This is a genomic window from Pseudomonas sp. FP2309, assembly GCF_030687575.1.
Lineage (GTDB): Bacteria > Pseudomonadota > Gammaproteobacteria > Pseudomonadales > Pseudomonadaceae > Aquipseudomonas.
In genome coordinates, this window is record NZ_CP117439.1 from 5,621,352 (window position 1) to 5,646,993 (window position 25,642).

Annotated in this window: 18 protein-coding genes; 9 read left to right on the forward strand and 9 right to left on the reverse strand. The window is 63.7% G+C overall.

Features of this window, described 5'->3' with window-relative positions; all coding sequences use genetic code 11:
* Positions 1-36: 36 nt before the first annotated feature.
* The 5 genes from PSH59_RS26000 to hflK (PSH59_RS26020) form a co-directional block, all read right to left on the reverse strand.
* Positions 37-288, reverse strand: a complete 252-nt coding sequence (locus tag PSH59_RS26000; RefSeq protein ID WP_248082002.1) for a hypothetical protein — start codon at positions 286-288, stop codon at positions 37-39.
* 117 nt (positions 289-405) lie between these two features.
* Entirely contained in the window at positions 406-2,292 is a 1,887-nt protein-coding gene (locus PSH59_RS26005) for a cation-translocating P-type ATPase (protein WP_305393993.1), read from the reverse strand.
* Positions 2,289-3,323, reverse strand: coding sequence for a protease modulator HflK (gene hflK, locus PSH59_RS26010; RefSeq protein WP_305393994.1), 1,035 nt, complete (start codon positions 3,321-3,323; stop codon positions 2,289-2,291). Before hflK (PSH59_RS26010) ends, PSH59_RS26005 begins: the two co-directional genes overlap by 4 nt.
* Positions 3,320-4,309, reverse strand: a complete 990-nt coding sequence (hflC, locus tag PSH59_RS26015) for a protease modulator HflC (RefSeq protein WP_248082106.1) — start codon at positions 4,307-4,309, stop codon at positions 3,320-3,322. Before hflC ends, hflK (PSH59_RS26010) begins: the two co-directional genes overlap by 4 nt.
* Before the next feature lie 9 nt (positions 4,310-4,318).
* Complete coding sequence (gene hflK, locus PSH59_RS26020) at positions 4,319-6,244, reverse strand: protease modulator HflK (RefSeq protein ID WP_305393995.1); 1,926 nt, start codon at positions 6,242-6,244, stop codon at positions 4,319-4,321.
* A 185-nt stretch (positions 6,245-6,429) separates the two neighbouring features.
* Here hflK (PSH59_RS26020) and PSH59_RS26025 point away from each other — a divergent pair, with 185 nt between their 5' ends.
* The 9 genes from PSH59_RS26025 to pbpC all read left to right on the forward strand — a co-directional run bounded on the left by PSH59_RS26025 (position 6,430) and on the right by pbpC (position 20,895).
* The gene (locus PSH59_RS26025; RefSeq protein ID WP_305393996.1) at positions 6,430-7,047 is read left to right on the forward strand and encodes a CDP-alcohol phosphatidyltransferase family protein; all 618 of its coding nucleotides are present in this window, start codon (positions 6,430-6,432) and stop codon (positions 7,045-7,047) included.
* A 10-nt stretch (positions 7,048-7,057) separates the two neighbouring features.
* Positions 7,058-8,812 carry a bifunctional alpha/beta hydrolase/class I SAM-dependent methyltransferase gene (locus tag PSH59_RS26030; protein ID WP_305393997.1) on the forward strand — a complete coding sequence of 585 codons (1,755 nt, stop codon included), beginning with the start codon at positions 7,058-7,060 and terminating at the stop codon, positions 8,810-8,812.
* 2 nt (positions 8,813-8,814) lie between these two features.
* Positions 8,815-10,113 carry a phosphatase PAP2/dual specificity phosphatase family protein gene (locus tag PSH59_RS26035; protein WP_305393998.1) on the forward strand — a complete coding sequence of 433 codons (1,299 nt, stop codon included), beginning with the start codon at positions 8,815-8,817 and terminating at the stop codon, positions 10,111-10,113.
* Complete coding sequence (locus PSH59_RS26040) at positions 10,103-10,546, forward strand: hypothetical protein (RefSeq protein WP_305393999.1); 444 nt, start codon at positions 10,103-10,105, stop codon at positions 10,544-10,546. The genes PSH59_RS26035 and PSH59_RS26040 overlap by 11 nt, the downstream gene beginning before the upstream one ends.
* Before the next feature lie 9 nt (positions 10,547-10,555).
* The gene (locus tag PSH59_RS26045) at positions 10,556-11,176 is read left to right on the forward strand and encodes a 1-acyl-sn-glycerol-3-phosphate acyltransferase (protein WP_248082017.1); all 621 of its coding nucleotides are present in this window, start codon (positions 10,556-10,558) and stop codon (positions 11,174-11,176) included.
* A 1-nt stretch (position 11,177) separates the two neighbouring features.
* Positions 11,178-12,110, forward strand: coding sequence for a phosphatidate cytidylyltransferase (locus PSH59_RS26050; protein WP_248082019.1), 933 nt, complete (start codon positions 11,178-11,180; stop codon positions 12,108-12,110).
* Positions 12,111-12,515: 405 nt separating this feature from the next.
* Positions 12,516-12,716 (forward strand): DUF3077 domain-containing protein, encoded by a 201-nt coding sequence (locus PSH59_RS26055; RefSeq protein ID WP_248082021.1) that lies wholly within the window; start codon positions 12,516-12,518, stop codon positions 12,714-12,716.
* A 93-nt stretch (positions 12,717-12,809) separates the two neighbouring features.
* Entirely contained in the window at positions 12,810-18,617 is a 5,808-nt protein-coding gene (locus PSH59_RS26060; protein WP_305394000.1) for an alpha-2-macroglobulin, read from the forward strand.
* Entirely contained in the window at positions 18,598-20,895 is a 2,298-nt protein-coding gene (pbpC, locus tag PSH59_RS26065) for a penicillin-binding protein 1C (RefSeq protein WP_305394001.1), read from the forward strand. The genes PSH59_RS26060 and pbpC overlap by 20 nt, the downstream gene beginning before the upstream one ends.
* A 51-nt stretch (positions 20,896-20,946) precedes the next feature.
* On the opposite strand, the gene glmS is transcribed toward pbpC, so the two are convergent.
* From glmS to PSH59_RS26085, 4 genes are all read right to left on the reverse strand, one after another.
* A complete protein-coding gene (gene glmS, locus PSH59_RS26070) occupies positions 20,947-22,779 on the reverse strand; it encodes a glutamine--fructose-6-phosphate transaminase (isomerizing) (protein ID WP_305394002.1) in 1,833 nt (610 codons plus the stop codon).
* Positions 22,780-22,789: 10 nt separating this feature from the next.
* A complete protein-coding gene (locus PSH59_RS26075) occupies positions 22,790-23,560 on the reverse strand; it encodes a DeoR/GlpR family DNA-binding transcription regulator (protein ID WP_248082115.1) in 771 nt (256 codons plus the stop codon).
* Between the two features lie 162 nt (positions 23,561-23,722).
* Complete coding sequence (gene glmU / locus PSH59_RS26080) at positions 23,723-25,090, reverse strand: bifunctional UDP-N-acetylglucosamine diphosphorylase/glucosamine-1-phosphate N-acetyltransferase GlmU (RefSeq protein WP_305394003.1); 1,368 nt, start codon at positions 25,088-25,090, stop codon at positions 23,723-23,725.
* Between the two features lie 123 nt (positions 25,091-25,213).
* Positions 25,214-25,630, reverse strand: a complete 417-nt coding sequence (locus PSH59_RS26085; protein ID WP_178920930.1) for a F0F1 ATP synthase subunit epsilon — start codon at positions 25,628-25,630, stop codon at positions 25,214-25,216.
* Positions 25,631-25,642 lie beyond the last annotated feature (12 nt).

Here is a 25,642-nt window from a genome sequence, read left to right on the forward strand (position 1 = left end):
CGCCGGTGTCGCGCTGCGGTGGCACTCGTTCGCCGGTTATTCGCCGACTGTGCCGCCGGCCTTGGCGCACTCAGCCTTGGTCATCGCCTTGAAACCGTGGCCCTTGCAGACAGCCTGGCCTTTACAGGCGTTTTCAGCGGTCTTGCAGTCGTTCATGCCTTTGCAGGAGGTCACGCCGTAGCAATGCACTTGTGCGTCAGCGGCCTGTACCTGGGTGGCGACACCGGCAAACATCGTGGCAGCAGCCATCGCAAGCGCGGCACCAGCAGCAGCGGATTTAATGTTCATTGTTGTAGTCCTCATGATCGGTAGTGGCGTCGTTCTGAACGGATTGCTCAGTCTCAACACACCACTAGAGTGAGGCCTGCCCATGGCGTTACAGCCGTGAACACTTATTTTTGAAATTCAATCGTCGAGCTTCGACAGGGGCTCCTGAAAGCGCAGCAAACGCCCGGCATTGCCCAGCACCAACAACGTACTAAGGTTGTGCAACACCGCCGCAATCATCGCCCCGGCCGCGCCCAGCCAACCGAATGCGGCGAACACCACGATCGCCAACGTCCATCCCAAACCGATAATCACGTTGACCTGCAACGTGTGCCGGCATTGGCGGCTCAAGCGCACGCAAGTGCCCAGGCGACGCAGATCGCTGCCGATCAACACCACGTCCGCCGACGCCAGGGCGATATCCGCACCGCCCGCGCCCATGGCCACGCCTACCACACCGGCCTTGAGCGCCAGCGAGTCGTTGATCCCGTCGCCCACCACCATGGGCCGGAAACCGCTGGCGATTTCCCCCAGCACGCGGTTGAGCTTGTCCTCGGGCAACGCCTGGGCGTGGACATCGCTGATGCCCACGTCCCGGGCCAGGCTGTCGGCCACGCTTTGCCGGTCGCCCGTCAGCAGCAATTGGCGGCCCAGCCCCAAGTCACGCAGCGCCTGCAGGGCCTGGCGCGCTTCGGGTTTGACGCTGTCGGCCAGCAACAGCCAGGCGAGAAATTGCCCGTTCAGCGCCAGCCCGGCAATCGGGCCGTCGTGGGTCGGAACTGCGCTGGTAACAATGCCCAACTGTTCGAACAACTCCGGCCGGCCCAACGCCGCTTCGCCCTGATCGGTCTGCGCCACCACGCCCAGGCCCTGGCGTTCGCGAATGTCGGTCAACGCTGGCCGCTGCTCCTGAGCAGCCAACCCGGCCAACGCGCGGCTGACCGGGTGGCTGCTGGCCGAACCCAGGCTGGCCGCCAGGTTGAGCAGCGCCTGGCGATCGCTGGACGAGGTTTCGATGGACTGCAAACGCAGGGTGCCAAAGGTCAGGGTGCCGGTCTTGTCGATCACCAGCGAGGTCAAGTCCGCCAGCTCTTCGAGGAACGCCGAGCTGCGAATCAGAATCCCGTGGCGCGCCGCCACTGCAATCCCGGCAATCGCCGTGGCCGGCGCCGACAACACCAACGCACACGGGCACGCCGCCACGAGCACGGCGAGCATCGCCTGGGCGTCATTGGTCACAAACCAGGTCACCGCCGCCAGCAGCAGCACCAGCACCATATAACTGCCCGCGTAGCGTTCCAGCAGGCGAGTGATCGGCGGCTTGGAACGCTCGGCGTTCTGCATCAGGGCAATCACTTTGCCCAGGGTCGACTCATTGCCGGTGCGCGTCACTTCAAGGCGCAGCAGACCGTCGAGGTTGATCGCCCCGCCAAACACCTGCACACCCGCACTGGCTTCCAACGGCACCGACTCACCGGTGATCGGCGCCGTGTCCAGGCTCGCCTGGCCCGACACCACCACGCCATCTGCCGGCACGCGGTCACCGGCGCGCACTTCGACGATATCGCCGGGGTTCAGCGTGCCGTTGTCCACCTCGACAACGCTGCCGTCGGCCTGAACCAGGCGCGCGTGGCTGCGGGTCAGTTTGCCCAGAGCGTGAATCGCCTCCTGGGAACCGATCACGCTGCGTTCTTCCAGCACATGCCCAAAGATCATGATGATCGGCAGCAACGCGGCGGTCAGCAGATCGCCCGTCGCCCAGGCGCCAAGCATGGCCAGGGCGATCAGTTGGTCGGTGATGCCATGCAGGCTGGGAAAGCGCAGGCTGTACCACGCCGAACGCATCACCGGCACGGCCACCAACAACGACGCCACACCCAGCAGCAACTGGCTGACACCACTCTGGTCCGGCGCCAGCCGGCGCCACACCAGGCCCAACACGAGCAAGCCCAACGCCAGCATGGCCAGGGTCAATTGCCGGGCAGCGCTGCGCTGCTCGACGGAGGTCAGCATGGGTGCGCTCATTGTTCGGCTCCCTGGATGATCAAACGGGAGTCGTCTTTAGGGTCGACCGTGGTCACGGAGCCCGCCTGGCCGAGGATCTTCGGCAGGCGCTCGCGGTACAGCCGCAGCAGCAAGCCCGGGTCTTTGACCTGGGCGAGGCTGGCGACCGTGGCAGTTTGCGCCCTGGCATTGGCCAGGCGTTCGCTGGCCTGGGCGTGGGCCACCTGTACCAGGCGGTCGGCCTGTTGAGTGGCGGTCTGGGTGAGTTTTTCCGCGTCGGTGCGCGCGTTGGCCACCGCTTTGTCGGCCTGCTGGCTGGCGGTGAGTACCGCGTTGAACGCATTCACCGCCGGGCTCGGCAGGCTCGACTGCACGTCCACGCGCGTGACTTCGATGCCCAAACCGAGGCCGCTGGAGGTCAGGTCCGACAGGCGTTTGTTGATGCCCTGCACCAAGTCACCGCGCAGCCGTTCGCGGCGTTCAGCGGCGCCGTTGTCGCGGCCGATCAGCTCGGGCCGCGCCACCAGGATCGTGTCCAGGTCGCGCGCGGCCGTCAGGGCCACCGCGCTGCGCGTCACCAGGCGATCCAGGGCCGGCAAGACATGCTCGCCCTGCAACACAAAGGAATAGGGTTCGGTGACTTTGTAAAACACCCGCACATCCAGTTGCACCACCCCGGCGTCGCCCGTCAGCAGGTAGCCGGAGCCAGCCAGGGCATCGCTCAGGGGCGTGGCAAAGCTGGCCACGCGGTCGGCCTGCACCGCCGCCTCCGAGCGCAGCAGGTTCTCCACCCGACGCTCGATCACGCGGTCGGCGGCGGGCAGCAGCACCACCTGCTCGAACGGTTGCGGCCAGGCCACTAACAGCCCGGCGTTCTGGATACGGTCCAGGGCGCCAAAATGCAGGACCACGGCACGGTTTTGCGGGTCGATCTGGCGCACATTGGAAAGCGCCCAGGCCAGCGCCGCCAACACCGTCACCGCGTAGAGCGCCATGAACGTCAGGCGTCCGGCCTGGATCCACGGGCTGTCCGGGCTGTCACGCTCGGTCATGGCTGGATGTCCTTGGGCCCGTCCACCAATGCACGGAACGGTGCGGCGTCGGTGCGCAGGATGATCTTGGTGCCCGGCGTCACCACCGTGCCCAACGTATCCAGCGAACGCAGCAGGTTATACAGCTGCGGGTTGCCGGCGTAGGCACGCCCGTAAATCTGCGCCGCCTCGACCCGCGATTGCGCTTCGATATCGGCCGCTTTGACCGTGGCGTCGGCCTGCACGATGCGTGCGTCGCGCTCGGCGGCCGAGCGGATCTGCGCCGCTTCGCGCTTGCCCACGGCGGTGCGTTCAGTGGCAATGGTCTCGCGCTCGGCACGCATACGGTCGACGGTGGCGGTGAGGGTCACCGAGGGCAGGGTCAGCCGCTCGATGCCCACTTGGGCCACGCGCACGCCGTAGGTCGTGAGCAATTGTTGATCGATCTGTTGGCGCAACTGCGCTTCGAAATCGGCGATGCGCACCTGGCTGGCGTCGGTGTTGATCAGGCTCGACAGGTCGAAACTGGCCGCCGTGGTTTCCAGCGCCGAGCCGACAAAGGTGCGAATCTGGCGCGCCGCTTCATCCGGCTGGTTCTGCACGGCGCGCATAAAGCGCTGCACATTGTCGGCATCGCCCTGCACCTGCCACGCCACATAGGCCTGCACGATGATGCGCAGGCCATCGCGGGTGCCCACGTCCTGCAAGCCGCTGGAGGTGGTGCGCAGGCGCAGGTCCACCGGGATCGCCGCTTCGAACGGTGCCGGCCAACGCCAGCCCAGGCCCGGTTCCAGCAACACCCGCGACGGGTTGCCGAACCGCGTAATCACCGTGGCTTCACCGGAACGCACCTGCACCAGGCTCGCCGCTGCAACCGCAAACAGCACCAGCAACACAGCCCAGCCCATACGCCGCCACGGGAAGGGGCCGGCCGCGTGCGCATCGCCGTGGTGGTGATGATGGTGGTGGCCGTGATGACCGTGATCGTGAGAATGAGCGCTCAACAGACCGACTCCTTATTGAACGGCTTTACGCGGCATCGACGGATCGGCCGGCAAGGTAAAAGAACGCAGATCGATCGTCGGTGCACCGTCGGCACCCAGGCGATGATCCAGAATCAGCAATTTGGCGTGGGCCAGGCCTTGGCTCAATTGACCGAGGTATTGCTCAAGCACAAAGGCCTGGCCCGCGCTGGCGTAGGCCTTTTGTTCGGCGACAAAACGCAGGTTCGCCGCTTGGGCGCCGGCATTCACCTCACGCGCGGTGGCCATGGCCTGGTCGCGGGCGGTACTGGCTTGCAGCAACGCCTGGTTGGTTTGCTCGCTGGCGGCGCCGCGCTCGCGGGAAATCAGGGCCTGGGCGCCGATCTGTGCGGCTTGTACGCCGTGGTAGGCATTGGCGGCGCCGGCCGGTGGGTGGATGGCTTCTACCACGGTGGCAAGAATCTCCACGCCACTGTCGAGTGTGTGCAGGTCGGCTTGCACCCTGCGACCAATCTCGTCAGCCAGGCTGGTGCGTTGTTCGCCGAGCAGTTCGTCGAGGGTGCGCGAGGCGAAGTCGTGCACCAGGACACGGCTGGCGGTGCTGCGGATCAGGCTCGGCACGTCCGCACTGTGATAGGTGGCGGCCAGCGCGGCGTGGTCGGTCAGGCCGATGCGGTAGACGAAGCGCACGTCCATATTGACGATTTGGAAGCCCTGTTTGTCGCCGCTGCTGCTGGCGATCACCTGCGACTTGTCATTCACATGGCTGGCGTCCCACAAGCGGTTGGCGATGGCGGGCGGCGGGCCTTCGGCGGGGGCCAATTGCAGGGTGGCGGCTTCACTGACGCTGGTGGCAAGTTCATGCACCACGCCATTTTCCACCTTGATCACACGGCCCAGCGGCCACGGCAGCCCGGCGTGCAGGCCCGGCCCGAACACCTGCACCGGTTTGCCAAAGCGCTCATAAATCCCACGGCCTTGCAGGGGCACTTCGTGCACGCCGGTCAGCGCCCAGCCGACCGCCAATACCACCAGCAGCACCGGCAAAAACGCGCGGCGCATGTAGGTAAATGCCCAGATCTGACGCAGGTCGATGCCGAAGCGGTTATGCAATTCGTGCTGCAACGCCAACAAGGGTTGTGGCGGCCAACGCAGCAGCCCGGCGATGAAACTCTGCGCCATCAGGCGCGGTTCGAGCCGCGGCTGGCGGGGGCTGAACAGCGACAGCGCGGCCCTGAGCAGAAACTCCACCGCCACCAGGGCCGGCAGCACGCCCATCAGCACCGCCACACGCAATGGCCACACCGATTCGGCGCCGGCAAACAGCAGGCAAATGGCGCTGACCAGCAAGCAAGCAATCGCCACCCGGCTCAACTGCGCCAACGGCGAGGCTTCCGGCCACTGTGCAGTGGTTTCCTGGGCCAGGCGGCGTTCGAGCACCAGGACACCAAAGGCCAGTGCCAAGGCCAGCGCTGCACCGATACTGGCGGATTGGCCTACAGGCGCAGCCGGCAACCTCAGGTTCCAGAATTCGATAATGCTGAACAACGCCAGCAGCGACCAACCTGCGAGCCACAGCACCGGCGTGCCAATCTGCGCCAACACGCCGCTGCCCACCCGCCCGACCAGGCGCGCATACCAGCCAGTGGCTTCAACCCGCGGCGCAAGCAACTCAACCGTCGGCGCTTCCAACGCCTGGGCACGCCAATCGGCCACCCACCACGCCGATTGCAGACCGGCCACCAGCACCAGCAATGCCGACGCGCAGTTGATCAACACCACCGGCCAGATCGACAACGGCGCAAACAAAGCGACAAACAGCGCCAACACCCAACCGCCCACACCCAGCACCGTCAGGCCGATACCGGCCTGACGCAGCCGACGGGCATGGAACACACCCTGTTGAAAACGCGGAAGGCCTTCAACCGAAGCGCCGTCAGCTTCCAGATCCACTTGCATCGACTCAACGCCTGCGCACACACAATTAGTTACGATATAACACACGGCGTGAAATTTTTGTTCGCAGAGCACCACACCGTGACAAAACCCCCATAAACACGCGCCATCACTGGTGCAGGCCGTGATTAATCGGCACACTCCAGAGCAGTTTTTCGCGGGCTCACGGACAAGGAAGCGTCACCCCCATGATTTCGATCTATCAGCTCAAGCCGCGTTTTCAAAACCTGCTGCGCCCCCTCGTGCAGCGCCTCTACGACAATGGCACCACCGCCAACCAAATCACCGTGCTGGCGGGGATGATTTCCCTGCTGGTGGGCCTGTTGATCGCCAGCTTTGCCCAACACCTGTGGGTGTTTGCGCTGATCCCGCTGTGGATGATCGTGCGCATGGCCCTCAACGCCATCGACGGCATGCTCGCCCGGGAGTTCGGCCAGCAGTCACGCCTGGGCGCCTACCTCAATGAACTGTGCGACGTGATCGCCGACAGCGCGCTGATCCTGCCGTTTGCGCTGATTCCCGGCGTCAGCCTGGCGCCGGTGCTGTTGGTGGCCTTGCTCGCGGTGTTCAGCGAATACGCCGGTGTGCTCGGCCCCATGGTCGGCGCTTCGCGGCGCTACGACGGGCCGATGGGCAAGAGTGATCGCGCCTTCGTGCTTGGCGTGCTGGCCACCGGCGTAGCGCTGGGCTGGCTCGGCGCCGCCTGGGTCGACACGATAATGTGGCTGGTCGCCGCCCTGCTCGCTTACACCCTGGTCAACCGCGTTCGCCAAGGCCTGAACGAAACCACCTCCCCTTCTGCATAAGGATTTTGCGATGCGCGAACAGCAAGCACACACCTTCAGTACGCATGACGGCGTCGAGCTTTTTTACCGACATTGGCCGGCCACCGTCTCGGCGAACGACGAAGCGCGCCAAGCCATCGTGCTGTTCCATCGCGGCCACGAGCATTCCGGGCGCATCGCCCACCTGGTCGATGAGCTGAACCTGCCGCAGTTCGACTTTTTCGCTTGGGACGCCCGTGGCCACGGCCAGTCCCCCGGCGCGCGCGGTGACAGCCCAAGCTTCGCCACCAGCGCCCGCGATGTGCAGACTTTCTGCGACCACATCGGCGCCGCCTACGGCATCGAAGAACAGAACCTGGCCGTCATCGCCCAAAGCGTCGGTGCGGTGATCGCCGCCACCTGGGTACACGATTACGCGCCGAAAATCCGCGCGCTGGTGCTCGCCTCGCCGGCCTTCAAGGTCAAGCTGTACGTGCCGTTCGCCCGCCCCGGCCTGGCGCTGATGCGCAAGTTTCGCGGCAATTTTTTCGTCAACAGCTACGTCAAGGCCAAGTTCCTCAGCCATGACCCGGAGCGCGTGGCCTCCTACGACAGCGACCCGTTGATCACCAAGGCGATCTCGGTGAATGTGCTGCTGGGCCTGTACGAAGCCGCCGACCGCGTGGTCGCCGATGCCCAGGCGATCCAGGTGCCGACGCAACTGTTGATCTCAGGCTCCGATTTCGTGGTGCACCGCAAACCCCAGCAGCAATTTTTTGACCGCCTCGGCAGCCTGAAAAAAGAACTGCACGTTCTTCCCGGCTTCTTCCACGACACCCTTGGCGAGCGCGACCGTGCGGTGGCCGTGAACAGCGCCCGGCGCTTTATCCTGCAAAACTTTGCGCACCCGCTGGACCGCGCCTCCTTGCTGGACGCCGACAAACTGGGCGCCACCTGCGCCGAGTCCGAGTCCCTTGCCGCGCCGCTGCCGCACAATTCCCTGCGCGACCTGTACTGGCGCATGACCCGCGCCAGCATGGGCCTGGGCAAGAGCCTGTCGGCCGGCGTGAAACTGGGTTTCGACACCGGCTTCGACTCCGGCAGCACCCTGGACTACGTGTACCGCAACACCCCGACCGGCAAAGGCGCGCTGGGCCGGATGATCGACACCAACTACCTCAACTCCATCGGCTGGCGCGGCATCCGCCAACGCAAGCTGAACGTCGAAGAACTGCTGCGCCTGGCCATGGCCCAGTTACGTGCGGATGCGCGTGAAGTGCGCATCGTCGACATTGCCGCCGGCCACGGGCGTTACATCCTGGAAGCCTTGCAGGGCGTGACGCCGCTGCCGGAGTCGATCCTGCTGCGCGACTACAGCGACATCAACGTGCGCGACGGCAGTGCGCTGATCCGCGAGAAAGGCCTGGGGGACATTGCGCAATTCGTCAAAGCCGACGCGTTTGACCGCGCCGACCTGGCCGCGCTCGCGCCCAAGCCGACGCTGGCGGTGGTGTCGGGGCTGTATGAGTTGTTTGCCGATAACGGCATGGTCGGCGGTTCGCTGGCGGGCCTGGCCGAAGCCGTCGAACCCGGCGGGTACCTGGTGTATACCGGCCAGCCGTGGCACCCCCAGTTGGAGCTGATCGCCCGTGCCCTCACCAGCCATCGCCAGGGCCAAGCCTGGGTGATGCGCCGTCGCAGCCAGGCGGAAATGGATCAACTGGTGGAAGCCGCGGGTTTCCGCAAGATCACCCAGCGTGTGGATGAGTGGGGCATCTTCACCGTGTCCCTGGCGCAGAAGATCTGACCATGCGCGAACCCGGTTTATTGAAGCCCGCCGTGCTGTGGCTGCTGCTGTTGGCGCCGTTGTTTTTCGGCACCTACGGCTTCGCCACCTGGGTCACCAGTCAGCGCAGCGATGTCGGCACCCTGGTGTTCGGCTGGGAAACCCACATACCGTTCCTGGCCTGGACCATCGTGCCCTACTGGTCCATCGACCTGCTCTATGGGTTCTCGCTGTTGCTGCCCGGCACCCGGCATGAACTCAAGCGCCATGCGCTGCGCCTGCTGAGCGCCCAGTTGATCGCCGTGAGCTGCTTTCTGATCTGGCCGCTGCGGTTCACCTTCGAGCGGCCGGAGCTCGATGGCGTGTTCGGCTGGTTGTTTGCGGTGCTGGCGGGCTTCGACAAGCCCTTCAACCAGGCGCCGTCGCTGCATATCGCACTGCTGGTGATCCTGTGGGTCATGTACCAACGGCATACCAGGGGCGTATGGCGATGGCTGGTGCATGGCTGGTTCGCGTTGATCGGCGTTTCGGTGCTGACCACTTATCAACATCACTTTGTCGACTTACCCACAGGTGCCCTCGCTGGCTGGCTGTGCGTGTGGTTGTGGCCGTTGGAACACCCGAGCCCGCTGCTCAGCGCAAGGTTTACACGAGACGCCAAGCGCTGGCGGTTGGGTGTGCGCTACGGCGTCGGCGCGCTGGCGCTGGCCCTGCTGGCGTTGAGCTTGGGCGGCGGGTGGTTATGGCTGCTGTGGCCGGCGGTGTCCCTGGGCTTGATCATGGCCAATTACATCGCACTCGGTGCGGCGGGCTTTCAGAAGCGTGCAGATGGCCGGCTGACGCCCGCCGCACGCTGGCTGTATGCGCCTTATCTGGCGGGGGCATGGGTCAATTCGCGGTTGTGGACACGCACGCATCCCCAGCCGGATCGGATTGTGGATAACGTTTGGCTCGGGCGGCTTCCCACCACGAGCGAGCAGAGTGCCTTCAAGGGCATTGTCGATCTGTGTGCCGAACTGCCGATTAATCCACAGGGCCGCAAATATTGCTGCGTGCCGGTGCTGGACCTGATCTCCCCCACGCCCGCCGAATGCCTGCACGCCGCTGAGGCCATTGAGCGCCTGCGCGCCAACGGTCCACTGCTGGTGTGCTGCGCCCTCGGCTACTCGCGCAGCGCCACCGCCGTGGCCGCCTGGCTGTTGCACAGCGGGCGCGCGGCGACGGTGGACGAGGCGCTGGCTATTATTCGTACAGCGCGGGCCGATGTGGTCCTGCATCCTGCTCATTGTGAAGCGCTGGAGGGTTTGCCCCATGCCCGCTGATATGGAACTTCAGGTGGTCGCCAGCCTGCTGCGCCGTGGTCGCTCGCTGGATCAGTTATCCACAGGCCTGACGTTACTCGGCGTGTTGTTCGGCCTCGCGCAGTTGTTGATGCCGAGCATTGCGCCGATCTGCCTGCTGCTCAGCCTGTGGATGATTATCCTCGGGCTGCTGCAAAAGTACTGGGCGCTGCGGGTGGCCTTCGACGCCGACCTGTTCGCCTTATTGGCCCGCGACATCGAGCGCACCGCAGACCTGGACCAGGCCCTGCAGTCCCTCGGCCTGCAATCGCCCAAACGCGCGGGCCGGCCCTGGACCGAACGCCGTCGCGGCGCTCTTAAACTGCTGCGCAAACAAGCCCTGCTGCTGGGCGCGCAAGCGCTGCTGACCCTGGGCGTGATCCTCGCCAGCCCTTGGCTGCCTTTCGCCGGATAAGGAATCCCCATGTTCGAACCCGTGGTTGCCACGCTGATTACCTCCATGGCCCGCACTGTCACCGGCGCCCGCAGCCTGTGGCTGGGGTGCGCGCCGGTGCCGGTGCAACGCATCTACTTTGCCAACCACAGCAGTCACGGCGACTTCGTCCTGCTGTGGGCATCGCTGCCGCAAAACCTGCGCAAGTTCACGCGCCCGGTGGCCGGCAGCGATTACTGGAACAAAAGTGCGCTGCGCCGCTACATCATCAACCGGGTGTTCAACGGCGTACTGATCGACCGCGAACGCAAAGAGCCTGTGGATAACCCGTTGCAGCCCATGCTCGCGGCGTTGGAGGGTGGCGATTCGCTGATCATCTTCCCCGAAGGCACGCGCAATCTGGAAGACGGCTTGCTGCCGTTCAAAAGCGGGCTGTATCACTTGGCAAAAAGTTACCCACAGGCCGAGTTGATCCCCGTGTGGATCGCCAACCTCAACCGTGTGATGCCCAAGGGCCGCGTATTGCCGTTGCCCTTGTTATGCACCACCAGCTTCGGCGCACCGCTGCAGTTGGAAGAAGGTGAAGACAAGGCGCTGTTCCTCGCCCGTACCCGCGACGCCCTGCTCGCCCTCGCCCCGGAGCATTTCTGACATGGATAGCCAAACCCTGATGTTGTTCGGCGGGATCGGCGCGATCCTGGTACTGGCCTCGCTGATCGGCCTGATCCTCAAACTGCGCACCCGTGGCACGCCGAATGCGGTGATCGACAACCTCAACGCGCGCATCAACGCCTGGTGGGTCATGGTGGTGGTGATCGGCATTGCGTTCTGGCTCGGCACCGGTGCGGTGATCCTGCTGTTCTACGCGGTGTCGTTCTACGCCCTGCGTGAATTTCTCACCCTCACGCCAACCCGCCGCAGCGACTACCCGGCGCTGGTGGCCGCGTTCTACCTGGCCTTGCCGCTGCAATACGTGCTGATCTATGCCGACTGGTACGGGCTGTTCTCGATCTTTATCCCGGTGTACGTGTTCCTGCTGCTGCCGATCCTCGCCTCACTGGGCGGCGACAGTACGCACTTCCTCGAGCGCGCTTCCAAGGTGCAATGGGGCTTGATGATCGCGGTGTTCTGCGTGTCGTTCGTCCCCGCGCTGCTGACCCTGGACATCCCCGGCTACGAAGGCCGCAACCTGCTGCTCATCGCCTACCTGGTGATCGTGGTGCAGCTGTCGGACGTGTTGCAGTACGTGTGCGGCAAACTGTTCGGCAAACACAAGATCGCGCCCAACCTGTCGCCGTCGAAAACCGTGGAAGGCTTTGTCGGCGGGATCTTGCTGTCATCGTTGATCGGCGCGGCGCTGTGGTGGACCACACCGTTCAACCCGTGGCAGTCGTTTTTGATTGCGCTGTTGATCAACCTGCTGGGGTTTGCCGGTGGGATTGTGATGTCGGCGATCAAGCGCGACCGGGGCGTGAAGGACTGGGGGCACATGATCGAAGGGCACGGCGGCATGCTGGATCGGCTGGATTCGGTGTGTTTTGCGGCACCGATTTTCTTTCATCTGGTGCGGTACTGGTGGACCTGACCCACACCGCCCCAAAACCCAATGAAGCGAGTCAGTAACAGCCGATGCCTTGGTGCTGAGGCAAAGTCTGAAACTACCGCTCCTACATCCCGCGTCCCTTTCTTTCGCAGGACATTTCCGAGAGAATCCCAGCCGCTTGTGCCCTGCCTTTTCGATGGCTAGTCTGCGTTCGTCACTGCCAATTCAGTGACCGGGTTTAGCAGCTCGAACGTTGAACATTGGGCGCACAAGCGCCATCGCAAGCCTGGCGTTTTTTTTCGCCAACGCTTTATGGTGGCTGTGCGCAGGGCACCTTCGGGTGCGCCGGATTCCCAATGTTCCGGCCTGCTAACCTGCGTACAGCTGCCACCCATTGTTTAGCAGCGATGGCTGTCAGCTCCAATTACCGACATTGGAGTTACCGCAATGAGCAAAGTGAAACCCGGTCCACCCCAGCCCTTTTTCATCCCCCACCCCGACATCAGCTTCGAAGACGCACTGGTCTACGCCTCAGACCTGCTCCACTGTGCCGAACAGTTGCGCGACTCACCCAAGGCCGCCGGACACCTCATGGAAATGGCCAAAGTGATGGTGGATCGTTCACTGGAATGCATGGGCGCTCACTAACCCCGCCAACCTCCCACGGTGCGGCGTATCGACGACATCTTTTGTAGCAAAGACGCGTGTAAGATACGCCGCACTTAGCCAGGGATGCTCACCATGTTCGATTCGCTCAAAGCCATCAGCCGTCGTGTTGCCGGCGTGTTTCTGACCGTGGTGGGCGCCGTTTTCGGCCAATGGCAGCCGCCGTCATGGCTGCGTGCCGTTGGCCGTGGCGTGGCGAACCTGGGGGGTAAAGCACGCGCTTATCCGCGTCAGACCGGAGCCGGTGTGCTCGGCCTCGCGCTGCTGGCCGGTGCGGGTGTCTACGGCTGGCACTGGTATTCCAACCTGCCGCAGCCGCATACCGCGAGCTACTCCCTGCATAAACCCAACCTGACCGACTACAGCCAGCCAACGCCGGTTGTGGATAACGTGCAGGTGCGTTTCAGCGAATCCGTGGCGCCACTGGCGGCCATCGGTAAACCGGTAACCGAGGGCATCACTCTCAAACCCGAGGTTGCAGGCACCTGGCGCTGGGCGGATGACCGCAGCCTGCTGTTCGTGCCGGACAAAGACTGGCCCATCGACGCCCATTACACCCTCGACCTGGCTAAGAAAAACCTGCTGGCCGACGGTGTGCTGCTGGACCAGTACAGCACTCAGTTCTCCACCCAACCGTTCCGCGCCACGCTGGCGCAAAACGAGCTGTATCAGGACCCGTCCAACCCAACGCTGAAACAGCTGGTGGCGACCTTCCATTTTTCCCACCCGGTCGATGAAGACAGCCTGCGCAAGCGCGTTTCCGTGACCCTGGGCAAAGGCTTGGCCTACCGCGACGCCCAGTTACCCAACCGCCCGGAAATCACCTTCGACGAGAAAAAACTCAACGCCTACGTGCGCTCCGCCGCACTGGCCACGCCACTGGAAAGCACGCCGGTCAGCGCCAGGCTGGACGAAGGCGTGCAGGCGCGTGATGGCGGCAATGCCAGCAACGCGCCATTGGTGGCGCAAGTCACCGTGCCCGGCCGCTACCGCCTGACCTTTACGGGAGCCGAAGTCAGCTTTGTGGATAACGCCCGCGGCGAGCCCGAGCCGGTCCTGATGTTCAGCAGCTCCAGCGCCGTGGCCGATGAAACCATCGCCGGTAAGGTCCAGGCCTGGCTGTTGCCGGAAAAAGCCGAGGACGACACCCGTCCTTACTCCGCCAACGACATCGACGACGCCCTGCTGGCCCGCAGCACCAAGGTCAACCTGACCCACGTGCCCAGCGTCGAACCACTGAATACCCTGCACGCCTTCAAGTTCAAGGCTCCGGCCGGTCGCGCGCTGTATGTGCGCGTGCCCGCCAACCTGGAAGCCATCGGCGGCTATCTGGCGAAGCATCCCACGGCGTCCCTGGTGAGCATGCCGGCGTATCCGCGGACGTTGCAGTTCCTGTCCGACGGCGCCCTGCTTAGCCTCAATGGCGAAAAACGCCTGGGCTTCATGGCCCGTGGCGTGCCCGGCGCCCATGTGGAAATCGCCCGCCTGCTGCCCAACCAGTTGCAACACTTGGTGGACCAGAGCAGCGGCAGCTTTGCCCGGCCCAACTTCGGCAATGAATACTTCGATCGCATGGTCGAGCGCCAGACGCTGGATATCCCGCTGTCGTCCAATGACCCGGCCAAAACCGTCTACGACAACGTGGACCTGAGCCACTACCTCACCGCCAACGGCGGCCGGCGCGGTATTTTCGTGCTCAAGCTCAGCCCCCAGGATGAGCCGGCCGAACGCACCTTCGACTACAACCGCAGCAGCACCAGCGACCTGCGGTTTATCGTGGTCACCGACCTGGGCATCATCGCCAAGCGTTCCAGCGACGGCAGCCATGACGTGTATGTGCAGTCCATCGGCAACGGTTCGCCGGTGGCCGACGCGCAGGTCGACATCATCGGTCGCAACGGCCTGCCGGTGAGCAGCGGCCGCACCGACGGCGAAGGCCATGTGCATTTCGCCAAGCTGGATGAACTGCGCCGTGAGAAAACGCCGCTGATGTACGTCGTCAGTCGCGGTAACGATCAGTCGTTCCTGCCGATTGCCCGCCAGTCCCAGCAGTTGGATTTGTCGCGCTTCGATGTAGGCGGCTTGGAAGAAGACGGTGCGATTGATCGCCTCAGCGCCTACCTGTTCACCGATCGTGGCCTGTACCGGCCCGGCGAGACCGCACACCTGGGCATGATCGTACGCAGTGGCAACTGGAAAGGCGCCTTGCAGGGCCTGCCGGTTGAGCTGCAAATCACCGACCCGCGGGGCCTGGAAGTGATCCGCCAGCCGCTGAAGTTGTCGGCCAGCGGCTTTGAGACCTTCGATTTCCCCAGCAGCGACGTGGCCCCCGCCGGGGAATACACCGCGACGTTGCAGTTGATTGGCCAAAAGCAGACCCGCACCGACCTGGGCAGTGTCAGCTTCAAGGTGCGCGACTTCGAACCGGACCGCATGAAGGTCAGCCTGAGCCTGCACAACACCCCGGTGCAGGGCTGGATTGCCCCGGACCAGGTGGTGGCCAATGTCACCGCGATGCACTTGTTCGGCGCCCCGGCATCAGGCCGTCGTGTCACGGCGAAGATGTCTCTGAGCCCGACGCTGGCGGCATTCGAGCGCTACCCCGATTACCGCTTCCGCCTTAACGACGCCCTGGAAGACGCCAGCAGCGAAGACCTGGCTGAAACCAGCCTTGACGATAATGGGCAGGCCGTACTCGACCTCAACCTGCAACGCTTCGCCAACAGCACCTATCGCTTGCAGGTGATGACGCAGGTGTTCGAAGCCGAAGGCGGCCGCAATGTGGCGGCGCAAAGTGCATTGCTGGTGTCGTCCGCGCCGTACCTGGTGGGTGTGAAAAGTCAGGACTCGCTGTCGTACGTCGCCAAGGATGCGCCGCGCCAGGTGCACTGGCTGGCCGTCGCACCGGACCTGACGCCGCTGGCGGTGGACGGCCTGACCAGTGAGGTGGTCGAGCACCGTTATGTGTCGGTGCTGGTGAAGCAGTCCAACGGCACCTACAAGTACGAGTCGCGCATCAAGAACATCAGCCAACCGGCCACGCCGCTGGTGATGACCAAGGACGGCGCCAAGCAGAGCCTGAACACCGCTACGCCGGGGGATTTCACCCTGCAACTGAAAGACGCCAACGGCAACCTGCTCAACCAGATCGACTACAGCGTGGCCGGGCGCGGCAACACCTCGCGCTCCCTGGAGCGCAACGCCGAACTGCAACTGCGCCTGGATAAACACAGCTACGCCACCGGCGATGAGATCGCCATCAGCCTGCGCGCGCCGTACACCGGCGCGGGCTTGATCACCATTGAGCGCGACAAGGTCTACACCCAGCAGTGGTTCAAGGCCGACAGCACCAACAGCGTGCAACATATCCGCGTGCCGGCAGGCCTTGAGGGCAATGCCTACGTCAACGTGCAGTTCGTGCGCGACATCGGCTCGGCTGAGGTTTACATGAGCCCGCTGTCCTACGGCGTGGTGCCGTTCAGCATCAACCTGGATGCGCGACGCATGGCGCTGAAGGTCGAAGGCCCGGCGAAGATCGAGCCGGGGCAGACGCTGGACATCAAGCTCAACGCCGACCGACCGGGCCGCGCCGTGGTGTACGCCGTGGACGAAGGCATTCTGCAGGTGGCGCGCTACCAGACGCCGGATCCGCTGGGTTTCTTCTTCCAGAAACGCGCGTTGGAGGTCGGCACCAGTCAGATCCTTGACCTGATCCTGCCGGAATTTTCCCGCCTGCTCAGTGGGGCGGCGCCCGGTGGCGATACGGAAGGCGCCTTGGCCAACCACCTGAACCCGTTCAAGCGTAAACACCAGCCACCGGTGGCCTGGTGGTCCGGGTTGGTGGATTTGCCGGCCGGCGAAACCGTGTTGCATTACCAAGTACCGGACAGCTTCAACGGCAAGTTGCACCTGTTCGCGGTGGCGGTGGATGCCGACAGCGTCGGCGTCAGCGAGGCCACGACCGACGTGCGTGGGCCGATTGTGATCACGCCCAACGTACCGGCCTTCGTCGCACCGGGGGATGTGTTCACGGTCAGCGCCGGGGTGTTCAGCAACCTCGACGCGGCGGCGGACGTGAAATTTGAAGTGCAAACCAGCAATGGCCTTGTGGTGCAGGGCGACAAGGGCAGTACCTTGTCGCTGCAACCGCGCAAGGAAGGCACCGCCGAATTCAAGATCAAGGTCGGTGACACCCTCGGTTCGGCAGACCTGCGTTTTGTCGCGGTGCTGCCGGATGGCAAGCGGGTCCAGGTGGCGGAAACCACCTCGATCCGACCGCTGAGCGAGCACCGCGTCGCCTTGAGCCTGGGCCGTTTCGACAACGCCAGCAAAGAGCTCAAACCCGCGCGCGAGCTGTACAGCCAACTGCGCGACGTGCAACTGGGCGTGGCCGCTTCGCCACTGGTCTGGGCCAACGGCCTCAAGCATTACCTGGATGACTACGGTTATGCGTGCACCGAGCAATTGGTGTCCAAGGCGATGCCGGCGTTGATCTGGGGCGGCACCGCACCCGAGGCCGAGCAGGCGTTCGGCAACGCGGTGCGCATGTTGCGCCAGCGCCAGAACCCGGCCGGTGGCTTTGGTTTGTGGGCGGCCAACCCGGACGTGGCGCCCTACGCCAGCCTGTACGCCACCGACTTCCTGATCGAAGCCAAGGAGCGCGGCCTGCCGGTACCGGAAGATCTGCTGGTGCGCGCCAACGCGTACCTGACCGAGCTGGCCAACGGCCCGAGCGAAGGCCTGTCGGAACTGCGCAACCGTGCCTATGCCGGTTACTTGCTGAGCCGTCAGGGGGTTCTGGTGAGCGGCGCTTTGAGCGATATCCGCGAACGCTACGAAACCTACTTCAAGGACAGCTGGCAGAACGACCTGGGCGCCGCGTACCTGGCGAGCAGCTACAAACTGCTCAAACAGGATCGCCAGGCTGACACCCTGTTCCGCAAAATCCCATGGCGCTCGCTTGTGGATAAGTGGGACAGCGACGGTCTGTACTACGACCCGCTGGTGCACGATGCCGAACATTTGCACCTGCTGGCGCGCCACTTCCCTGAGCTGATGGACGACGTCCCTGCGGCGCTGCTGGATAAGCTCGGCAAACGCCTCAACGAGCAACGCTACAACTCGCTGTCGGCGGCGCTGTTGCTGCGCGCCCTGGACAACTATGGCCAGCGCGCGCAGAGCGACATGACCCTCAAGGCCACCGCCTGGCTGGGTGACAAACAGCAACAACTGTTGGACATGGCCGGCCAGCCACCGCGCGCCGCCGTACCGGGTGGCACGCAAAAGCTGGTGATGGAGAAATCCGACGGCCCGTCCGCGTTCTACATGCTCAGTGAGGCCGGGTTTGATAGAGGCGCCAAGCTCAAGGCCATCAACAATGGCCTGGAAATCATCCACGAATACCTCGACCTCAAAGGCGAGCCCGTGAGCAAGGTTGCGGTGGGCGATGAGTTCCTGGTGCGCCTGCGCCTGCGCGCCACCGACCGTGATCAGGTGCAGCAAGTGGCCGTGGTCGATTTGCTGCCCGGTGGCGTCGAGCCTGTGTATAACTTGCCGCCGGAGCCGGAAGCGGCCAGCACCGAGGACAGTGAAGGTGATGACTCTGAGTACGTGGAAACCGCAGACAGTGAAGAAGCCGACACCTGGCAAGCGCCCATCGGCGAAACCGAACTGAGCAACTGGCAGCCGGACTACGTGGATGTGCGCGATGACCGCGTGGTGTTGTACGGCACTGCGCTGCGCGATGTAGGCACCTTCGTGTACCGCGTGCGCGCCACCAACGCCGGGACCTTCAATACGCCACCGGCCTACGCCGAAGGCATGTACGAAACCACCCTGCAAGGCCGTGGCAAAGTAGGCCAGCTTGAAATTACCAAGCCTTAAACGCCTGACGCCGCTGCTGGCGGCAGTGGTGGTGCTCGTGGGGCTGCGCGTGTGGCCCCATGCCCCGCTGGAGCAGGCAGCGACCTCCTCCAGGGTGGTGCTGGCCGACGACGGCGCGTTGCTGCGCATGACCCTGGCGCAGGACGGCCAATACCGCCTGTGGCTGCCGCTGGAGCGCATTTCGCCTTCGCTGGTCGAAGCGTTGTTGCTCAAGGAAGACCGCAATTTCTACTGGCACCCGGGGATCAATCCCCCGGCGTTGCTGCGCGCGGCGCTGGCCACCTACAGCGGTGGCCAGCGCCAGGGTGGCTCAACCTTGAGCATGCAGCTGGCGCGCCGCCTGTGGGACCTGAACACCCGGCAGGTCCCGGGCAAATTGCAGCAGATGGCGTTGGCGCTGTGGCTGGAGGCGCGCTACAGCAAGCACGACATCCTCGAGGCCTACCTGAACCTGGCGCCCATGGGCGGCAATATCGAAGGTGCCGAGGCGGCCAGCCGTATTTACTTCGGCAAGGCGGCGGCGCAGTTGTCATTGTCCGAGGCCCTGGCGCTGGCGGTGATCCCGCAACAACCGGGCCGGCGCGCGCGCTTCGGACCCTCACTGCAAAACGCGCGGCTGCGCCTGATGAAAGATTGGCGTGAGACTTATCCACACGACCCGCGCAATGCCAGTTTGCTCGACTTGCCCCTCGAAGCACGCAACCGCCAGCAGATCCCGTTCCTGGCGCCGCACCTGAGTGAACAGCTGCTGGCGTCCCAGGCCGGCAACGAACTCCACAGCACCCTTAACCTGCCCTTGCAGCAATTGCTCGAACGCCTGATCACCGGCTTTATTGCCGAGCGCCGCAGCACCGGCGTGGAAAACGCCACGGCGATCCTGATCGACAGCCGTGACCAGAGCGTCAAGGCCCTGGTGGGTTCGGCCGATTACTTATCCACAGGCATCCAGGGCCAGGTCAATGGCGTGCTGTCGCGGCGTTCGCCGGGCTCGACGCTCAAACCGTTTCTCTATGGGCTGGCGCTGGATCAGGGGCTGATCCACCCCATGAGCATCCTCAAGGACTTACCGAGTAACTTCGGCTACTTCCAGCCGGAAAATTTCGACGGCAGTTTTGTCGGGCCCCTGACGGCGCGCGATGCGTTGATCCGTAGCCGCAATATCCCGGCGGTGTGGCTGGCCAGCCAGGTTAAATCGCCGTCCTTGTATGGGTTGCTGCAACGCGCCGGTATCAAAGGCCTGCGCGATGAAAGCCATTACGGCCTGGCCCTGGCGCTTGGCGGTGGTGAGATGACCCCCGAGGAGCTGGCGCGGCTGTATGTGATGCTGGCCGGCGACGGGCACCTGCGGCCGTTGCGCTATGTGCAGGAACAGCCGCAAACCACCGGCGCGGCGCTGCTCACGCCCCAGGCCGCGTTTATGGTGCGTGACATGCTGCGCCGCAACCCGCGCCCGGACGGGCTGCCGGGCCGTCACTGGCGTACGGCGTGGAAAACCGGCACCTCGTGGGGGTTTCACGATGCGTGGAGCGCAGGCCTGGTCGGCCCGTATGTGCTGGTGGTGTGGGTGGGTAACTTCGATGGGCGGCCGAACCCGGCGTTTATCGGCGCCAAAACCGCTGCGCCGCTGTTTTTTCGCATCGCCGACGCCCTGCCCCTGGCCCTGCCCACCGTCGCGATCAAAGCCGACAAACCGCCGGCCGGGCTGGTGCGCATCGACGTCTGCGCGGCGTCGGGCGAGCTGCCCAACCGCTGGTGTCCGCAAACCCGCAAGACCTGGTACATCCCCGGCGTTTCACCGATTCGCGTGTCCAACCTGCACCGCCCGGTGCTGATCGACACCCGCACCGGCAAGGCCGCGTGCCCGCCCTTCGAGGCGCAGTACACCCGCGAAGAAGTCTTTGAGTTCTGGCCCAGTGACGTCCAACGCCTGTACCGAGCCGCCGGCCTGCCGCGCCGAACGCCACCCAGCGTGATGAAAAACTGCCAGCCCAACCGCATCACCGACCAGAGCGAAGCCCCGCAGATTCGCTCTCCGCTGACGCAGGTGAGTTATCAGTTGCGCCTCTCCCAGCCCCAGGAAAGCATCCCGCTGAACGCCAACGCCGCCAGCGATGCAGCGACGCTGTATTGGTTTGCTGATCAAACCTTGATCGGCCAGGGCCCGCCGCAAACCACACTGAACTGGCGGCCGGGCAAGTCCGGGGAGTATCGGTTGCGGGTGAGCGATGATCAGGGGCGCACTGCGAGTCGCGGGTTGAGGGTGGAGTTTGTGCCTTGAGTGAACAGATGACCCGGCCATTACCTGCTTGGGCAGTGGCCGGGCTCCCGATTACTCCACCGTCACCGACTTAGCCAAGTTACGCGGCTGATCAACGTCGGTGCCCTTCAACACCGCTACGTAGTACGACAGCAACTGCAGCGGGATGGTGTAGAGGATCGGCGACAGGGTGTCGTTGATGTGCGGCATGTTGATGACGTGGGTGCCTTCGCCGTTGGTCATGCCGGCTTTCTCGTCGGCGAATACCACCAGTTGGCCGCCACGGGCGCGCACTTCCTGCAGGTTGGACTTGAGCTTTTCCAGCAGTTCGTTGTTCGGCGCGACGGTGACTACCGGCATGTCGTCATCCACCAGGGCCAGTGGGCCGTGTTTGAGCTCGCCGGCCGGGTAGGCTTCGGCGTGGATGTAGGAGATTTCCTTGAGCTTGAGGGAGCCTTCCATCGCCACCGGGTACTGCGCGCCACGGCCGAGGAACAGGGTGTGGTTCTTGTCGGCGAACAGTTCGGCGACTTTTTCCACCACGCTGTCCATGGCCAGGGCTTCGCCCAGGCGGGTCGGCAGGCGACGCAGTTCTTCAACCAGGGTCGCTTCGACGCCGTCGGCCAGGGTGCCGCGCACTTGGCCCAGGGACAGGGTCAGCAACAACAGACCAACCAGTTGGGTGGTGAACGCTTTGGTGGAGGCCACACCGATTTCGCGACCGGCCTGGGTCAGCAGGGTGAGGTCGGACTCACGCACCAGCGAGCTGATGCTGACGTTGCAGATCGCCAGGCTGGCGAGGAAGCCCAGCTCTTTGGCGTTGCGCAGGGCGGCCAGGGTGTCGGCGGTTTCGCCGGACTGGGAGATGGTCACGAACAGGGTGTCGGGCTGCACCACCACTTTGCGGTAGCGAAATTCGCTGGCCACTTCGACCTGGCACGGGATGCTGGCCAGCTCTTCGAGCCAGTAACGGGCAACCATGCCGGCGTGGTAGCTGGTGCCGCAAGCAACGATCTGCACATTGCGCACTTTGGCGAACAGTTCGGCGGCTTGTGGGCCGAACGCGTTGACCAGCACGTGCTTGTCGCCCAGGCGACCTTCCAGGGTGCGTTGCACCACGGCCGGTTGCTCGTGGATTTCCTTGAGCATGAAGTGGCGGTATTCGCCCTTGTCGGCCGCTTCAGCGCCGTCGCGATATTGCACCGCTTCGCGTTCGACGGAATTGCCGTTTACGTCCCAGATCGCCACGCTTTCACGGCGGATGTCGGCAATATCGCCTTCTTCCAGGTACATGAAGCGGTCAGTGACCTGGCGCAGGGCCAGTTGGTCGGAGGCGAGGAAGTTCTCACCCAGGCCCAGGCCGATCACCAGCGGGCTGCCACTGCGGGCGGCGACCACACGGTCAGGCTGGCTGGCGCTGATTACCGCCAGGCCGTAGGCGCCATGCAGTTCCTTGACCGTGGCTTTGAGCGCGGTGGTCAGGTCGCTGTGGTCCTTGAGTTTGTGGTTGAGCAGGTGGGCGATGACTTCGGTGTCGGTGTCGGAGGTGAACACGTAGCCCAGGCTTTTGAGTTGTTCACGCAGCGCCTCGTGGTTTTCGATGATGCCGTTGTGCACCACCGCCAGGTCGCCGGAGAAGTGGGGGTGGGCGTTACGTTCACACGGCGCACCGTGGGTGGCCCAGCGGGTGTGGGCAATGCCGAGGCGACCGACCAACGGCTCGCCGGCCAGGGCCTGATCCAACTCACTGACCTTACCTGGGCGCCGCACGCGTTCAAGCTTGCCGGCATTGGTGAAGACGGCTACGCCGGCGCTGTCATAGCCGCGGTATTCCAGGCGCTTGAGGCCTTCGATGAGGATAGGGGTAATGTTGCGTTCAGCGACTGCGCCTACGATGCCACACATGGTGTTTCTCCTAGATGATTGCCGCGCATATCAGCGTAATGCCGCGGGCTTGGATCTGGTCGCGGGCCTCAAGCGGCAGGCGATCATCGGTAATAAGGGTATGGACGCTGCTCCAGGGCAGTTCCAGGTTGGGAATCTTGCGGCCGATTTTGTCGGATTCGACCATCACCACCACTTCGCGAGCGACCTCGGCCATCACGCGGCTCAGGCCCAGCAGTTCGTTGAAGGTGGTGGTACCGCGCTGCAGATCGATGCCGTCGGCGCCGATGAACAGTTGATCAAAGTCGTAGGAACGCAGCACTTGCTCGGCGACCTGGCCCTGGAACGAGTCCGAATGCGGGTCCCAGGTGCCACCGGTCATTAGCAGCACCGGCTCGTGTTCCAGTTCGCTCAAGGCGCTGGCCACGTGCAGGGAGTTGGTCATCACCACCAGACCAGGCTGGTGGCCCAGTTCGGGGATCATGGCGGCGGTGGTGCTGCCGCTGTCGATGATGATGCGTGCGTGTTCGCGCAAGCGCTGTACGGCGGCACGGGCGATGGCACGCTTGTAGGCCGAGATCGGCTGCGCGGCGTCGCCGACCAGTTCCTGGGGCATGGTGATTGCGCCACCGTAGCGGCGCAGCAACAGGCCGTTGCTTTCGAGGGCGGCCAGGTCTTTGCGAATGGTGACTTCCGAAGTTTCGAAACGCTTGGCCAATTCGTCCACGCTGACTTCGCCCTGCTCGTTGAGCAGGGTCAGAATGTTGTGGCGTCGTTGGGGGGTATTTCGTTTCGACATGATATTGATAAGTTTCGTTTCGAAATATAACGAAGGCAATCAAAACCTATTGGCGAAAGATCGTCAAGCGGTGGGCTTCATTTTTTATACGTTACATAACAAGCGTGGGAGGGGGCTTCCCCCCTCCCACATTGGAGATTTGCTGGTCGTGAAGCTGTGGATAACTCAGGTCTTTTTGATTTTAACCGGGCGTTTCCAGCCGTCGATGTTGCGTTGGCGGGCGCGGGCGACACCCAACTGCAAGTTATCCACATCCTGGTTGATGGTGGAGCCGGCCGCCGTTGTGGCACCGTCGCCTACGCTCACCGGCGCCACCAACGAATTGTTGGAGCCGATAAACACGTCTTCACCCAAGACAGTCTGGTGCTTGTTGGCGCCATCGTAGTTGCAGGTGATGGTGCCGGCGCCGATGTTGGTACGTGCACCGACAGTGGCATCGCCCAAATAGGTAAGGTGACCCGCCTTGGCGCCCTCGCCCAAGTGGGCGTTTTTCAGTTCGACGAAGTTACCCACATGGGCCTTGGCTTCCAGCACGCTGCCAGGACGCAACCGCGCAAACGGCCCGGCATCGCTGCCCTCGCCCATCACCGCACCGTCAATGTGACTGTTGGCCTTGATCACCACGCCTTTGCGCAGGGTGCTGTCCTTGATCACGCAGTTGGGGCCGATGACCACGTCATCTTCGATGATCACGCGGCCTTCGAGGATTACGTTGATGTCGATCAGCACATCGCGGCCCACGCTGACTTCACCGCGTACATCGAAGCGGGCAGGATCGCGCAGGGTTACGCCCTGGGCCATCAGGCGACGGCCTTCACGCAGTTGGTAGTGACGCTCCAGCTCGGCCAATTGCTTGCGGTCGTTGGCGCCCTGCACTTCCATTGGGTCGTGGGGCTGCTCGGTGGCGACCAGCAAACCGTCACTCACGGCCATCTCGATCACGTCGGTGAGGTAGTACTCGCCTTGGGCGTTGTTGTTCGACAGGCGGCTCATCCAGTCGGCAAGCTTGTTGGCAGGCACCGCGAGAATCCCGGTGTTGCCCTCGGTGATGGCACGCTGGGCTTCACTGGCGTCTTTGTGCTCGACGATGGCGGCGACCTTGCCGTCGGCGTTGCGCACGATGCGGCCGTAGCCGGTGGGGTCATCCAGTTCGACGGTCAGCAGGCCCATTTGGCCTGGGACCACGTGCTTGAGCAGGCGTTGCAGGGTTTCCACTTCGATCAGCGGCACGTCGCCGTAGAGGATCAGCACGGTGTCAGCGGTGATGAACGGCACGGCTTGTGCGGTGGCGTGGCCGGTGCCCAGTTGCTTGTCCTGCAGGACGAAATTCAGGTCATCCGCCGCCAGACGCTCACGCACCACATCGGCACCGTGGCCGATGACCACGTGGATACGTTGCGGACTCAGCTGCCGGGCGCTGTGGATAACATGGCCAAGCATGGAATTACCGGCCACCGGGTGCAGCACCTTAGGCAGGGCCGAACGCATGCGGGTGCCCTGGCCTGCGGCGAGAATGACGATTTCAAGAGACATGAATGGCTACCAATCCTGGGCGGTCCGGGTTCAGACCAGAGAAGTGTTTTGCAAAAAAAGAAAAAGGGTAGCCGAGGCTACCCTTTTTAATCAATCGCGCTTGAAGCATGACGGCATGGCCGCTTACTTCTTGCGGATCTGCTGGAGCGTGCGCAGCTGGGCTGCAGCCTCGGCCAGACGTACAGCAGCAGCGCTGTAGTCGAAGTCCGCTCCCTTTTCGTTCAGGGCCTTCTCAGCAGCCTTGACGGCTTCCTGAGCGGAGGCTTCATCCAGGTCGCCAGCACGTTGCACGGTGTCGGCAAGTACCTTGACCATGTTCGGCTGAACCTCGAGGAAACCACCGGAGATGTAAAACACCTCCTTGTCCCCACCTTGCTTGGTCAACGTGATCGGACCTGGCTTCAAGCTGGTGATCAACGGCGCGTGGCCCATGGCAATACCCAGGTCACCGAGTTCGCCGTGTGCAATCACCATTTCTACCAGACCGGAGAAGATTTCCCCTTCCGCGCTGACGATATCGCAATGGACTGTCATAGCCATCTGATTGCCTCA